Source organism: Bacteroides ovatus (assembly GCF_001314995.1).
Lineage (GTDB): Bacteria > Bacteroidota > Bacteroidia > Bacteroidales > Bacteroidaceae > Bacteroides > Bacteroides ovatus.
Window position 1 is genome coordinate 2942952 of sequence record NZ_CP012938.1, and the last position, 15904, is coordinate 2958855.

7 protein-coding genes, 2 tRNA genes and 3 rRNA genes are annotated in these 15904 nt (G+C 43.0%); 2 read left to right on the top strand and 10 right to left on the bottom strand.

Annotation, left to right across the window (positions count from 1 at the left end; genetic code table 11):
• Nucleotides 1-11: 11 nt before the first annotated feature.
• From Bovatus_RS11755 to Bovatus_RS25875, 5 genes are all read right to left on the bottom strand, one after another.
• A complete protein-coding gene (locus Bovatus_RS11755; protein ID WP_044919531.1) occupies nt 12-776 on the bottom strand; it encodes a TorF family putative porin in 765 nt (254 codons plus the stop codon).
• A 120-nt stretch (nt 777-896) separates the two neighbouring features.
• Nucleotides 897-1469, bottom strand: coding sequence for a K(+)-transporting ATPase subunit C (locus Bovatus_RS11760; RefSeq protein WP_004323566.1), 573 nt, complete (start codon nt 1467-1469; stop codon nt 897-899).
• A gap of 16 nt (nt 1470-1485) precedes the next feature.
• A complete protein-coding gene (kdpB, locus tag Bovatus_RS11765; protein WP_004299020.1) occupies nt 1486-3519 on the bottom strand; it encodes a potassium-transporting ATPase subunit KdpB in 2034 nt (677 codons plus the stop codon).
• 18 nt (nt 3520-3537) lie between these two features.
• Nucleotides 3538-5244, bottom strand: coding sequence for a potassium-transporting ATPase subunit KdpA (kdpA, locus tag Bovatus_RS11770; protein WP_004299017.1), 1707 nt, complete (start codon nt 5242-5244; stop codon nt 3538-3540).
• 31 nt (nt 5245-5275) lie between these two features.
• Nucleotides 5276-5356, bottom strand: a complete 81-nt coding sequence (locus Bovatus_RS25875; RefSeq protein WP_073343870.1) for a potassium-transporting ATPase subunit F — start codon at nt 5354-5356, stop codon at nt 5276-5278.
• A gap of 448 nt (nt 5357-5804) precedes the next feature.
• Here Bovatus_RS25875 and Bovatus_RS11775 point away from each other — a divergent pair, with 448 nt between their 5' ends.
• Both Bovatus_RS11775 and Bovatus_RS11780 read left to right on the top strand, forming a co-directional pair.
• Nucleotides 5805-8078 carry a bifunctional alpha,alpha-trehalose-phosphate synthase (UDP-forming)/trehalose-phosphatase gene (locus Bovatus_RS11775; protein WP_004299009.1) on the top strand — a complete coding sequence of 758 codons (2274 nt, stop codon included), beginning with the start codon at nt 5805-5807 and terminating at the stop codon, nt 8076-8078.
• A 12-nt stretch (nt 8079-8090) separates the two neighbouring features.
• A complete protein-coding gene (locus Bovatus_RS11780) occupies nt 8091-9881 on the top strand; it encodes a glycoside hydrolase family 15 protein (protein ID WP_004299007.1) in 1791 nt (596 codons plus the stop codon).
• Nucleotides 9882-9954: 73 nt separating this feature from the next.
• Here the strand turns inward: Bovatus_RS11780 and rrf are convergent.
• The 5 genes from rrf to Bovatus_RS11805 form a co-directional block, all read right to left on the bottom strand.
• Nucleotides 9955-10065, bottom strand: a 5S ribosomal RNA gene (gene rrf, locus Bovatus_RS11785).
• 77 nt (nt 10066-10142) lie between these two features.
• Nucleotides 10143-13022 (bottom strand): 23S ribosomal RNA (locus tag Bovatus_RS11790).
• Between the two features lie 161 nt (nt 13023-13183).
• Nucleotides 13184-13257, bottom strand: a tRNA-Ala gene (locus Bovatus_RS11795).
• 69 nt (nt 13258-13326) lie between these two features.
• Nucleotides 13327-13403, bottom strand: a tRNA-Ile gene (locus Bovatus_RS11800).
• Nucleotides 13404-13610: 207 nt separating this feature from the next.
• A 16S ribosomal RNA gene (locus Bovatus_RS11805) occupies nt 13611-15139 on the bottom strand.
• The 16S, 23S and 5S rRNA genes sit together here with 2 tRNA genes alongside, the layout of an rRNA operon.
• Between the last annotated feature and the right edge of the window lie 765 nt (nt 15140-15904).

Genomic DNA, 15904 nt, shown 5'->3' on the forward strand with positions numbered 1-15904 from the left:
ATGAGTTTATTTTATGGCCTTAAAGTTACGCCAAATACTAAATGAGCATCCTCCAAACGTGGATTCCATATAGCCTGTACAAATATAGGCAATGAAAACTTATCATTAAAATTTATTGCTTTCGTTGCTTTCAAAGCGAGGTTAGTCACGGCAAAACCATTCACATAGTACTGTGGTGTCTCATAAGGAACCATACCACACGTAGCATTCAGATCAACCCCTTTCACGCTGAACGGATAGTTCAGTTCTACATAGGAAGAATATGCCTGCTTATCTTCACCTTTATCATTAATCTTTCTGTCAGCTCCGGCAAACATAGTATACCATGCAATAGACAATGGAAACTTCTCAATGGGAAGTGTATAAGCTAATCCTGCTTCAAAATGATGTCCGGTTTCTCCGCTCTTAAAATGGAAATAGTTGTTTGTATATTCTCCATTAGCAACATCAGCCTGTCCGTCCCACCAAAGAGTGGCTACAGAAAGTGTCGGTCCTGCTTCACCGAACTTATAAGCTGCAGTCAGGTCAATTTCTTTATTGCTCTCACTCAAACTAGTTGATCCCCATGCAGTAAGCGAGAAATTACCTACGCTAAATCCCAAAGTCGGCTGAAAAGAAGCGGCTCCCCCCTGATAAATACCACGCCATACATACGAACTTACCAAATCACCTTGTATAGTAAACTCTTGTGCTTGTGCATTAGTTGTTCCTAACATACAAACGGCTGCTACAGCCATTGTGCCTAAAAAACTCTTTTTACTAAAAAAACTTTTCATACTTCTTATCTTATTTTCTATTTTATGTTTCCGTAAAAAAGCAGCGCCCCATCCAACCCTGTTAATTTGAACCGTGGTATAACCCAAACGGCCCGGACAGGAACGCTGCTCAATCTTCATCTACTTATTGCTTTCCTCTAAAGCGATATTCAATTTCAAGACGTTTACCTTTTCGGTTCCCAGAAATCCCAAAAATGGTTTTTCTATACTTTTATCCACGATTGCTCTAACTTGTTCTTCTGTTAATCCGCGTGCCTGTGCCACTCTTTTCACTTGCACATAGGCACATTGAGGAGTAATGTTAGGATCAAGTCCTGAACCACTGGCCGTAACCATCTCTGCAGGTACATCCGCACGGCTCAAATAAGGATGATGTACAAGAAATGTATCGATACGAGTTTTCACCTCATCCAGATATTCCTGGTTCGTAGGGCCTTTGTTGCTACCGGAAGAACTACTTGCATCATATCCATCTCCAGCAGAAGAAGGACGTCCCCAGAAATAAATATCTTTTGTAAACATCTGCCCTATATTAGCTGCTCCCACTACCTTCCCGTCCAGTGTAGCTACTTCAGCATTTCCCTTATTAGGTCCTGCAACCTGTGCAAATAACCACAGGATGAGGATATAGAATATAGAGAAAAAAACACAAAAAGCAAGTGTTATTTTTAATGATTTCAATAAAGTTTTCATTGCTATTGTTATTTAATTAAAAGAATAAACCTACTAATAAATCAATCAACTTAATTCCGACAAAAGGAACAATCACACCACCTACACCATAAATTAGCAAATTACGACGAAGTAAAGCACTTGCACCTATCGGTTTGTATTGCACACCACGTAAAGCCAACGGAATCAGAATCGGAATAATAATCGCATTAAAGATTACCGCTGAAAGAATAGCACTTTCAGGACTATGCAGATGCATGATATTTAATGCGGCCAGTTCAGGAATAGCAACCATAAACAATGCCGGGACAATAGCGAAATATTTCGCAACATCATTGGCGATAGAGAAAGTAGTCAGTGTACCACGAGTCATCAGCAATTGTTTACCGATCTCCACAATCTCAATCAATTTTGTCGGATCATTATCCAAGTCAACCATATTACCGGCTTCCTTTGCAGCCTGTGTACCACTATTCATAGCCACACCTACATTCGCTTGCGCCAGAGCAGGAGCATCATTTGTACCATCACCCATCATCGCAACCAACTTACCAGCCTGTTGCTCTTTCTTGATATATTCCATCTTATCCTCCGGTTTAGCTTCAGCGATGAAATCATCCACACCGGCTTTTTCTGCAATATATTTAGCAGTCAACGGGTTATCACCTGTTACCATAACCGTTTTTACACCCATTTTACGCAGACGTTCAAAACGCTCCTGAATACCCGGTTTGATAATATCCTGCAATTCAATAACTCCTACAACATTTTGGTTTACACATACTACTAATGGAGTACCACCATTACTTGAAATAGTAGAAATTACCTCTTCCACTTCTTTCGGAAATTTGTTTCCGGCACTTTCTACAATTTTACGGATAGCATCAAAAGCTCCTTTACGAATCTGTGTACCATCAGCCAAGTTAACACCGGAACATTTAGTTTCAGCTGTAAATTTTATCATATGAGCACCAGTCGTATTCAAACTACGCATACGAATACCAGATTCACGTCCTAACTCTACAATTGATTTACCTTCCGGAGTTTCATCAGACAAAGAAGACAACAGGCAAGTTTCTACAAAATCATGTAAATCAACGCCCGGAGCCGTATGGAAGTGAGTTGCTTTACGGTTACCAATGGTAATAGTACCTGTTTTATCCAACAGTAACGTATCAATATCACCAGCAGTTTCTACTGCTTTACCTGATTTAGTAATTACGTTAGCACGAAGTGCACGATCCATACCAGCAATACCAATAGCCGAAAGAAGTCCGCCAATAGTTGTAGGAATCAGGCACACAAACAAAGAAATTAATGAAGCAATGGTGATAACCGTGTTGCTATAATCGGCAAATGGTTTCAAAGTCACACACACAATGACGAAAACAAGCGTAAAACCTGCCAGCAAAATAGTCAATGCAATCTCATTCGGGGTTTTCTGACGGGAAGCACCTTCCACCAATGCGATCATCTTATCAAGAAAACTTTCTCCCGGTTGGGTAGTCACCATCACCTTTATATGATCAGACAACACTTTCGTACCACCAGTTACCGAACTCTTGTCTCCACCTGCTTCACGAATCACCGGAGCAGATTCACCGGTAATAGCACTTTCATCAATAGAAGCCAGACCTTCAATAATCTCACCATCAGACGGAATCACATCTCCGGCATCACACACAAATACATCTCCTTTTTTCAACTGTGAAGAACTGATAGTAACAATTTTATTACCTTCTACTTTCTTTGCCGGTGTCTCTTCACGAGTCTTACGTAAGCTATCAGCCTGTGCTTTACCACGTGCCTCCGCAATAGCTTCAGCAAAATTGGCAAACAACAAGGTTATAAACAGAATAATAAACACGGCAATATTGTAAGCAAACGAACCCTGCGAAGAATTTACAATAGAGTAAAGTGTTACGAGAAACATAACCGCTGTCGCCACTTCCACCGTAAACATTATCGGATTCTTGATCATCATCCGAGGATTCAATTTCACGAATGACTGTTTCAAACTTTCTATTACTTGCTCCTTAGGAAACAAAGAAGCTGACGTATTATTTTTCATATCTTCTCTAATTCAGTATTACAAACTCAAATGTTCAGCAATTGTACTCAACGCATGTACCGGGAAGAATGACAGAGCGGCAACAATAAAGATTACAGCAAATGTCATCACTCCAAAAGTGACCGTATCTGTTTTCAATGTTCCGGCACTTTCCGGTATAAACTTTTTCTGTGCTAATAGTCCTGCAATGGCAACCTGTCCCACAATAGGGATAAAACGGCTAAGAATCAAAACAATACCACATGTCCAGTTCCAGAAATAAGTATTATCGCCCAAACCTTCGAAACCGGAACCATTATTGGCCGCACAAGAGGTGTACTCATAAAGTTGCTCGCTCAAGCCATGGAATCCTAAATTATTCAACCAACCGCCTTCACTTTCCACAAAATCCGGATGATGTGCATAAATATAACTTGAGATAGCCGTAAACACCAAGATTACAAACGGATGAAGCAAAGCTACAATCGTCGCGATTTTCATTTCGCGGGCTTCCACTTTCTTACCGAGGAATTCCGGTGTACGTCCCACCATCAAACCGCTGATAAACACTGCAATGATAATGAATGTATAGTAGTTCATCCACCCTACACCTACACCGCCAAACCAAGTATTAATCTGCATATTCAGCATTTCCATCATACCGGACAGAGGCATAGTAGAATCATGCATACCATTCACAGAACCATTGGAAGTTACGGTCGTTACAATACTCCACAACGCGGTTGCTCCAGCTCCCAGACGTACTTCCTTACCTTCCATCGCACCATTATCCTGTGCAATTCCCAGCTCATCGATGCGCGGATTACCACCCATTTCCTGATTGACATTAATACACACACCGACCAGAAAAGCGAAAAGCATTACCCCATAAATACTGTAAGCCAATTTCTTCCTACGGGTATAGAATCCCAATGCAAATACCATTGCCATCGGAATAATCAGAATAGACCAGCATTCTGCCATGTTAGTAAGATAAGTAGGATTTTCCAATGGATGAGAAGAGTTTACACCAAAATAACCACCACCATTTGTACCCAATTGTTTGATAGGAACAATCGCAGCCGTAGGACCTTGAGAAACCATTTGTTCCTGGCCTTCCATCGTAGTTACCTTCATCTTACCGTCAAATCCCATCGGGGTTCCCTGGAGAATCAAGATAAAACCTACAATCAGAGAAAGAGGCAATAAAATACGTGTACAGCTTATTACCAGAAATTGCCAGAAGTTACCAATTGTTTTGGTTGTTTTTGCAGCAATACTCTTCATAATACCTGCCATAGCAGCCATACCTGTTGCTGCGGTAATAAACTGGAATAGCATGATGACGAACAGTTGAGTAAAATAAGTCAGTCCGCTTTCACCGCTATAGTGCTGCAAGTTACAGTTCACCATAAAACTAATACAGGTATTAAATGCCTGATCCGGAGTCTGCGGTCCGTTGCCGTCCGGATTTAAGGGCAACCATCCTTGTGAAACCAAGAGTACCATTCCCCAGAAAAACCAGAAAGCATTCAAAATCAACAATGCTTTCAGGAATTGTTTCCAGTTCATTTCTTCATTGGGGTCGATTCCACAAACTTTATAAATGACTCTTTCGATAGGAGCCATAAAATCAGACCAGGTCTTTTCTCCTCTGTAGACCTTAGCAATGTATTTTCCCAGTGGATAAGCCAGAATCACCATCAAGGCTATCTGAACAACCACGCCTAAAATTTCTGTATTCATATACTTTTTACCTTAAACTGTGTGTGTTACTTTAAAACTTTTCGGGTTTGACGAGCACGTACATCAAATAACCGAAGATCGCAATACCTAATACGAATAATGCTGTGTACATAATCAATTCTCCTTTTTCTTTAAATATTTTCAAACCAGTCTACACATTTCCAAAATAGCCAGAAACAAGCGAAACCGCTTAACAGGCAGAAAATAAATGATAGTGTTATTCCCATGTTTTTACCTTTTAAATGATTACTATTATTTTTTTACTCGCCACCCTTCATGCCAAATGCGTGCCACAAAAAACACACAGCAGATAACAGACTAATATTCAACAAAATACACATCACAAGAAACTTTCTATCCATCCAACATACCCTTCCATTTTGAAAAAAGGATTCTATTTTGAAAAGCTTTGTACTTTTCCGGAATTTCAGAAGAGAAAAAATAAGCAAATTACCACTTTGAAAGGGGGATTTTCATTTTGAAAAGGCAAGAGAAGGAAACATAATACTTATAATACACTGATAATAAGAGATTAACAACTAATATAGGTCTATTGGTATATGCTTTGCAAAGAGATAGATATGAAACTTTATATTATTGCAAACAGATTACCTGTCAAAGTAGCCGGCACAAACGGTAAATTCGCATTTTCGCGTAGCGAAGGCGGACTGGCAACAGGTTTGGATTCTCTTCAGACTTCTTATGAGAAGCACTGGATAGGTTGGCCCGGAATATGTGCCAATGAAGAAAAGGACCAACAGGAGATTAACGAGAAACTACAGGAAATGAATTTTCATCCGGTCTTCTTGTCGGAAAAGCAAATTGAAAATTACTACGAAGGATACAGTAACAGTACTATCTGGCCTTTATGCCATTACTTTTATGCTTATACCTTATATAAGAACTGTTTTTGGCAATCCTACCAGCAAGTCAACCGTCTTTTCTGTGAGGAGATTTGCCGACTGGTACGTCCCGGCGACAAAGTATGGATACAGGATTATCAGTTGATGCTACTTCCGGGAATGTTGAGGAAAATATATCCGGAACTCTGTATCGGATATTTCCATCATATCCCGTTCCCTTCCTACGAACTTTTTCGTATTCTGCCGGAGCGCGCCGAGATACTGAAAGGCTTATTAGGAGCCGACTTCATTGCTTTCCACACCCACGACTATATGCGTCATTTCATCAGTGCTGTAGAACGTGTATTACATCTCGATTTTAAATTGGATGAAGTACAGATCAACAACCGGGTGACCAGAGTAGAGGCATTACCAATGGGAATCAACTATGAATCTTATCATAAGGCCTCGGAAAATAAAGAAGTGCACCAAGCTATTGAACGTACCCGGAAACTTTTCGGCGAGCATAAACTGATCCTGTCAGTAGACAGACTGGATTACAGCAAAGGCATATTGCACCGTCTTCGTGGCTTTGCCACCTTCCTCGAACATCATGCTGAATATCACGGTAAAGTTACATTGGCAATGGTCATTGTCCCTTCACGCGACCATGTAGGCAGTTATGCGGAACTAAAAACAAAAATTGACGAAGAAATCGGCTCTATCAACGGACGTTACTCCACAATGAACTGGACTCCCGTCTGTTATTTCTATCATGGCTTTTCACTGGAAGAACTGACTGCCATGTACTATGTGGCCGACATAGCCCTCGTCACTCCACTTCGGGACGGAATGAATCTGGTAGCCAAAGAATACGTAGCTACCAAATGCGACAATCCCGGTGTACTTATCCTTAGCGAAATGGCAGGTGCCGCCGTAGAATTGACGGACGCTATCCAAATCAACCCGAACGATACAGAACAAATAGAAAATGCTATTTGCCAGGCACTTGAAATGCCCGAAGAGGAACAAAAACAACGCCTGCAACGTATGCAAAGCATTCTGTCCGTACAGACAGTCAACAAATGGGCAGCCGACTTTGTCAATGAACTGAACGCGACATGTATGAAAAATGATATGTTACGGAAAAAACGCATCGTAGCTGCCACCATCGCACAAATCAAGCTCAAGTATAACCAAGCCAAACAACGCCTGATTCTGCTGGACTATGATGGTACACTGACGGCTCTCAAACCACGTCCCGAGGATGCACAACCTACACCGGAACTCATTTCTATTCTACAACAACTGGCTAGCGATCCCGCCAATCATATTGTTATCAATAGCGGGCGGGATCACTTTACATTAGAAAAATGGCTTGGCTCCCTTCCTGTGTCTATGGCTGCCGAACATGGGGCTTTCTACAAAGAGAACGGGGTTTGGCATAAAAACATAAAGAAGAAAGAATGGGGAGCAGGTATTCTCTCTATTCTTCAAATGTTTGTAGACCGTACTCCCCGTTCCCATCTGGAAGTGAAGGAAACTGCCCTGGCATGGCATTATCGTGAAAGTGACGCATGGCTCGGCACATTAAGAGCCCAACAACTCGTCAACACACTGATTTCGCTCTGTACCCGGCAGAAACTACAAATTCTACAAGGAAATAAAGTGATCGAAATCAAATCACCGGATTGCAATAAAGGTTCCGAGGTGGGTCGTCTGCTAGCCAACAGACGTTATGATTTTGTTATAGCGATGGGAGACGACACTACAGATGAAGATATGTTTCAGGCATTGCCGATGAGCGCTATCGCCATTAAAATAGGTAGCGTATCCGAAGCCGCCAACTATCACCTGTCTGCCCAATCTGACGTACTTCCTTTCTTACGGTCTTTACTAGGCAAACAAAAAACTGCCACAAAAGAAGGAAGTATTAAGAATCGCCTGACTTTCGCTTTCGACTTTCTCAAAGATCTATTAAAAACTCAATAAAAAGCAATCAATATGAATAATTTAAATTATGGAGTGATAGGTAACTGCCGAACGGCAGCTCTCATTTCGCAGAACGGAAATATCGAATGGCTCTGTTTTCCCGATTTCGATTCTCCTTCTATTTTTGCCAGTATGCTCGACCGGGAGAAAGGAGGAGCTTTCGGATTCGAAGTTTCCGGAGACTATCGCATCACACAAAATTATGTCCCCCACACCAATATTCTTTCTACCCAATTCTCCTCCGATGAAGGAGAATTCGTAGTGCTCGACTATATGCCCTGCTATCGTTCACAAGACGAAACAGGGCATTATTTACCTGCCGAATTATACCGCTACATACATTGGATAAAAGGGAAACCGCGTTTCAAGATCAACTATCATCCGGCCCCGAACTATGCGCAGGGACAAGTGATCCTTAATATCACTCCACAGTATATCGAATCCTACTGCTCCTTTGACAACAAGGACAGACAATATTTATATGCTTCCCTGTCTCTTCAGGACATCAAAGAGAAAAAAGAAATCATTCTTGAGAAAGACGAATTTCTCCTGCTCTCCTATAACGAGAAAGTGATCCCAATCGACATAGAAAGGGAGAAAATAGAATATTGCCGTACGCTGGTATATTGGCTGAACTGGACAGACAGAAGCAAGAAATACACTCTATATAATGACGTAATCGAACGGAGTTTATTGGTTCTGAAACTAATGTCCTACCACAACGGAGCTGTGCTGGCAGCACTAACGACAAGCCTTCCGGAAGCTGTAGGAGAAGTGCGCAACTGGGATTATCGTTTCTGCTGGCTTCGGGATGCTTCCATGTCCATCGAAACCATGTTTCAAATCGGACATACCGGTGCAGCCAAACGCTTTATGAAATTTATCCAATCCACATTCGTTTCCAAACATGATTATCAAATTATGTATGGCATCCGGGGCGAGCACCAACTAACCGAAGTGATACTCGACCATCTATCCGGTTATAAGAACTCCAAACCTGTACGAATAGGAAATGATGCATACCATCAGAAACAAAACGACTCTTTTGGTTACCTGATGGACCTGATTTACCAATATTATCGCCTCATGCCCGGCACACTGGATGAAATTGAAGACATGTGGGAAATGGTAAAGACCATTTTAGCAAAAGTAGTAGAAAACTGGAGAAAGCCCGATAAGGGAATCTGGGAGATCCGGGGAGAAGGACAACACTTTGTTTCTTCCAAAGTGATGTGTTGGGTAGCTTTAGATCGCGGAGCTAAAATCGCTCAAATGCTTAACAAATATAATTATAGCGAACGTTGGCAACTGGAAGCCGAAAAAATAAAGAAAGATGTGATGAAATATGGCTGGAATAAGGAACTTCAAAGCTTCACACAGACATATAATAATCAAGCAATGGATTCCTCATTACTATTGATGGAACCCTATGGATTTATAGAAGCAGATGATATACGCTATCATAAAACAGTGGAAGCAGTCAAGAAAGCCCTTTTCCATAAAGGACTTATGTATCGCTATAACAGCAAAGACGATTTTGGGTTGCCTACTTCTGCTTTTACGATTTGTACATTCTGGCTTATACGGGCATTGCTTGTAACCGGCCATAAAGAAGAAGCACGCTGCCTGTTTGACGAAGTTCTGAAATATTCCAATCACCTCGGATTGTTTAGTGAAGATATTGATTTCGAAACCAAAGAACAGTTGGGCAACTTCCCGCAGGCATATTCACATCTGGCATTAGTAAATACAGCTATTTTATTTGCAGAAGAAGAGAAGAGGTTATCTTTTATCCGACCTTAGAGAAGGCCCTAATTCAGAAGTGATAAAAAAACAGAAAGCCCCTTGACTCAAAATGAATCAAGGGGCTTCTTAAAAACGGCGGCTACCTACTCTCCCACTGTTACGCAGTACCATCAGCGTGACGAGGCTTAACTTCTCTGTTCGGAATGGGAAGAGGTGGAACCCTCGTGCTATAACCACCTGAAGAAGGTTATGACATGATGAAAAGTAAAATTTCAGTGTCTAGCAAGCTAAACGTATATACCCAACCGGTACATGTCCGAAAGAAAGTGAACGGGCAATTAGTAATGCTCGGCTTTGATGTTACCACCTTTACACCTGCATCCTATCAACGTCATCGTCTTTGACGACCCTAAGAAATCTAATCTTGTGGCTGGCTTCGTACTTAGATGCTTTCAGCACTTATCCAATCCCGACTTAGATACCCAGCAATGCACCTGGCGGCACAACTGGTAAACCAGCGGTCAGTCCAACACGGTCCTCTCGTACTAGTGTCAGAGCCACGCAAATTTCATACGCCCACGATAGATAGAGACCGAACTGTCTCACGACGTTCTGAACCCAGCTCGCGTGCCACTTTAATGGGCGAACAGCCCAACCCTTGGGACCTTCTCCAGCCCCAGGATGTGACGAGCCGACATCGAGGTGCCAAACCCCTCCGTCGATATGAGCTCTTGGGAGGGATCAGCCTGTTATCCCCGGAGTACCTTTTATCCTTTGAGCGATGTCCCTTCCATACGGAAACACCGGATCACTATGCTCTAGTTTCCTACCTGATCGACTTGTCTGTCTCCCAGTCAAGCGCCCTTATGCCATTACACTCTACGGACGGTTACCAATCGTCCTGAGGGCACCTTTAGAAGCCTCCGTTACACTTTTGGAGGCGACCACCCCAGTCAAACTACCCACCAAACAGTGTCCTCGTATCTACGAGTTAGAACTCAAATAATCAAAGGGCCGTATTTCAACAGCGACTCCACAAATACTGGCGTACCTGCTTCAAAGTCTCCGGCCTATCCTACACATCAATTACCCAAATTCAATGTTAAGCTATAGTAAAGGTTCACGGGGTCTTTTCGTCCCATCGCGGGTAATCGGCATCTTCACCGATACTACAATTTCACTGAGCTCACGGTTGAGACAGTGTCCAGATCATTACACCATTCGTGCAGGTCGGAACTTACCCGACAAGGAATTTCGCTACCTTAGGACCGTTATAGTTACGGCCGCCGTTTACTGGGGCTTCAATTCAATGCTTCTCTTGCGATGACATCTCCTCTTAACCTTCCAGCACCGGGCAGGTGTCAGGCTGTATACGTAATCTTTCAATTTGGCACAGCCCTGTGTTTTTGTTAAACAGTTGCCTGGACCTATTCTCTGCGCCCAACTCTCGTTGGGACCCTTTATCCCGAAGTTACAGGGTCAATTTGCCTAGTTCCTTAACCGTGAATCACTCAAGCGCCTTAGTATATTCAACCCGACTACGTGTGTCCGTTTGCGGTACGGGTACCTTAAAGATTAAGTTTAGCGGATTTTCTTGGGAGTATGCTTACACGCACTATTACCTTATTCCGAAGAATTTGGTATACTATCAGGTTCGACTCTTATCCTGGATTTGCCTGGGATAATCAACATCTACACCCTTCAACGGACTATTCCGTCAGTCCGCGGCGCTGTCACTCCTCCGTCTCCACGTCACTCCTTAAGGTAGTACAGGAATATTAACCTGTTCTGCCATCGGCCTCACCGTTCGGCTGAGCCTTAGGACCCGACTAACCCTGATCCGATTAGCGTTGATCAGGAAACCTTAGTCTTTCGGCGAGGGGGTTTCTCACCCCCTTTATCGTTACTTATACCTACATTTGCTTTTCCACACGCTCCAGCAAAGCTCACGCTTCACCTTCGACGCAGAGTGGAATGCTCCCCTACCGATCATTACTGATCCCATAGCTTCGGTAAATTGCTTGATGCCCGATTATTATCCACGCCAAACTCCTCGACTAGTGAGCTGTTACGCACTCTTTAAATGAATGGCTGCTTCCAAGCCAACATCCTAGCTGTCTTAGCAATCTGACTTCGTTAGTTCAACTTAGCAATTATTTCGGGACCTTAGCTGATGGTCCGGATTCTTCTCCTTTAGGACATGGACCTTAGCACCCATGCCCTCACTCCTGGGATCGAACTACTGCGCATTCGGAGTTTATCAAGACTTGATAGGCGGTGAAGCCCTCGCATCTTATCAGTCGCTCTACCTCACAGTAGTAATTCCCAAGGCTGCACCTAAATGCATTTCGGGGAGTACGAGCTATCTCCAAGTTTGATTAGCCTTTCACCCCCACCCTCAGTTCATCCGGAAGCTTTTCAACGCTTATCGGTTCGGTCCTCCAGTTAGTGTTACCTAACCTTCAACCTGACCAAGGGTAGATCACTTGGTTTCGCGTCTACTCCTTCCGACTAATCGCCCTGTTCAGACTCGCTTTCGCTTCGGCTACACATTTTGAAATGCTTAACCTTGCCGGAAAAAGTAACTCGTAGGTTCATTATGCAAAAGGCACGCCGTCACAACTTACGCTGCTCCGACCGCTTGTAGGCGCACGGTTTCAGGGACTATTTCACTCTTCTATTCGAAGTGCTTTTCACCTTTCCTTCACAGTACTGGTTCGCTATCGGTCTCTCGGGAGTATTTAGCCTTACCGGATGGTCCCGGCAGATTCACGCAAGATTCCTCGTGTCCCGCGCTACTCAGGATACCACTACGCTTCGTTTAGCTTCGAATACCGGACTATCACCGTCTATGGTTTCATTTTCCAAAGAATTCTTCTCACTAAAGTTCTTGCGACATCGTGGTCCTACAACCCCAATATTGCCGTAACAACATTGGTTTGGGCTAATCCCCGTTCGCTCGCCACTACTTGGGGAATCATTATTATTTTCTTTTCCTGCAGGTACTAAGATGTTTCAGTTCCCTGCGTTAGCCTCTTGCTATGCAAGATGTCATTCCTTCAGAATGACGGGTTGTCCCATTCGGAAATCTTCGGATCAAAGGTTATTTGCACCTACCCGAAGCTTATCGCAGCTTATCACGTCCTTCATCGCCTCCGAGAGCCAAGGCATCCGCCATGCGCCCTTGCTTACTTTCTTTCAAACGTTTTATTCTCATATTGGTATTGACTTGGGGAATTGCTTCCGGCTGTCAATATTGCATATTCGAACACGTACGGTTTGATATATACTTTTAGCTCTTACTTTTAATTTTACTTTTTGTACATCATGTCAAAGATCGTTTCTCTTTTCAGAGAGAGTGGAGAATAACGGATTCGAACCGTTGACCCTCTGCGTGCAAGGCAGATGCTCTAGCCAGCTGAGCTAATCCCCCAAGAGGTTATTCAAGAATGTTGTTTTTAGTTTTTAGCTTTTAGCTGTCACTATTCCTCGTTCTTGAGCTTGGTAGTCCCAGGCAGAGTTGAACTGCCGACCTCTACATTATCAGTGTAGCGCTCTAACCAACTGAGCTATAGGACTAGTTCAACCTTGTCTACCTTTCGTCTAGACTCGGCTTCTTTTTTCTCTTGTTTATCTCTATCTATACTTCTATAGATGGTTGATCTATATATTATAAATAAACAAGTACCAGTAGTACAATAAACAGAACCTTTAAAGTCATTATTTTTAACGATGGCGTTTTACATTATTCATGTAGAATTGCATCGTCTTACGGCATCGCTCCAGAAAGGAGGTGTTCCAGCCGCACCTTCCGGTACGGCTACCTTGTTACGACTTAGCCCCAATTACCAGTTTTACCCTAGGACGCTCCTTGCGGTTACGTACTTCAGGTACCCCCGGCTTTCATGGCTTGACGGGCGGTGTGTACAAGGCCCGGGAACGTATTCACCGCGCCATGGCTGATGCGCGATTACTAGCGAATCCAGCTTCACGAAGTCGGGTTGCAGACTTCGATCCGAACTGAGAGAGGTTTTTGGGATTAGCATCCTGTCGCCAGGTAGCTGCCTTCTGTACCCCCCATTGTAACACGTGTGTAGCCCCGGACGTAAGGGCCGTGCTGATTTGACGTCATCCCCACCTTCCTCACATCTTACGACGGCAGTCTCTCTAGAGTCCTCAGCATGACCTGTTAGTAACTAAAGATAAGGGTTGCGCTCGTTATGGCACTTAAGCCGACACCTCACGGCACGAGCTGACGACAACCATGCAGCACCTTCACATTTGCCTTGCGGCTAACCTGTTTCCAGATTATTCAAATGCAATTTAAGCCCGGGTAAGGTTCCTCGCGTATCATCGAATTAAACCACATGTTCCTCCGCTTGTGCGGGCCCCCGTCAATTCCTTTGAGTTTCACCGTTGCCGGCGTACTCCCCAGGTGGAATACTTAATGCTTTCGCTTGGCCGCTTACTGTATATCGCAAACAGCGAGTATTCATCGTTTACTGTGTGGACTACCAGGGTATCTAATCCTGTTTGATACCCACACTTTCGAGCATCAGTGTCAGTTGCAGTCTAGTGAGCTGCCTTCGCAATCGGAGTTCTTCGTGATATCTAAGCATTTCACCGCTACACCACGAATTCCGCCCACCTCTACTGTACTCAAGACTGCCAGTTTCAACTGCAATTTTACGGTTGAGCCGCAAACTTTCACAACTGACTTAACAATCCACCTACGCTCCCTTTAAACCCAATAAATCCGGATAACGCTCGGATCCTCCGTATTACCGCGGCTGCTGGCACGGAGTTAGCCGATCCTTATTCATATGGTACATACAAAATCCCACACGTGGAACACTTTATTCCCATATAAAAGAAGTTTACAACCCATAGGGCAGTCATCCTTCACGCTACTTGGCTGGTTCAGACTCTCGTCCATTGACCAATATTCCTCACTGCTGCCTCCCGTAGGAGTTTGGACCGTGTCTCAGTTCCAATGTGGGGGACCTTCCTCTCAGAACCCCTATCCATCGTGGTCTTGGTGGGCCGTTACCCCGCCAACAAACTAATGGAACGCATCCCCATCGATAACCGAAATTCTTTAATATTCTCACCATGCGGAGAAAATATACCATCGGATATTAATCTTTCTTTCGAAAGGCTATCCCCGAGTTATCGGCAGGTTGGATACGTGTTACTCACCCGTGCGCCGGTCGCCATCTTTAGTTTGCAAGCAAACTAAAATGCTGCCCCTCGACTTGCATGTGTTAAGCCTGTAGCTAGCGTTCATCCTGAGCCAGGATCAAACTCTTCATTGTAAAAGTATCTTTTCATCTGTTAAGATGATTTTTTGCTCTGTTCAGGATGCCGTAAATTTATTGACCTTATTCAAATACCTATCGTTTCTTCGAACATTGCTGCTCTGGAAACAAGTATTGACGGTTCTATTTTTTTACTTGTACTACTTGTATTGTTTATCAATATTTCAAAGAACTTGCTGCTTTCGTTTCAAAAGCGGGTGCAAAGGTAAAGGCTTTATTTTTAACTACCAAACTTTTTCGGAAGTTTTTTTATTTTTTCTTTTTACTCATTTCTCAGGCTCTCTATGCGAAAGGGAAAGAATGTATAAAAGAAAAAAAACAAAGACCGTTTTCTTTGCGAATCGGACTGCAAAGATAAGAACTTTATTTATTATACTCCAAAACTTTTCGGAAGTTTTTTTGTTCTTTTCTTTAAGCGCAATCTCGCTTTTTCACTATGTCAATTCTGCAAGGCTTTCTTCTCTTGGAAAGCGGGTGCAAAAGTATACCCTTTTGGTATACAATCCAAATATATTAAACTCTTTTTTCGAAGTTTTTTTGAAAGAATCTGCTAAAGCGCTGAAGGATAATGATGTTGTAGAACATATTTTTTTATCATAAGTGGATTGCGGGCGGAAACGGTACACATGGGACACATTATTATATCACACGCGGGCGCGTAGGCGCACGCAAGAGAGAAAAAGATGCAGAAGAAAGAAATAACAGAAATTACAGTCGAATTACAGCTAAGAAAAAGAAAGCTACAAGAAAAAAGATATTAGA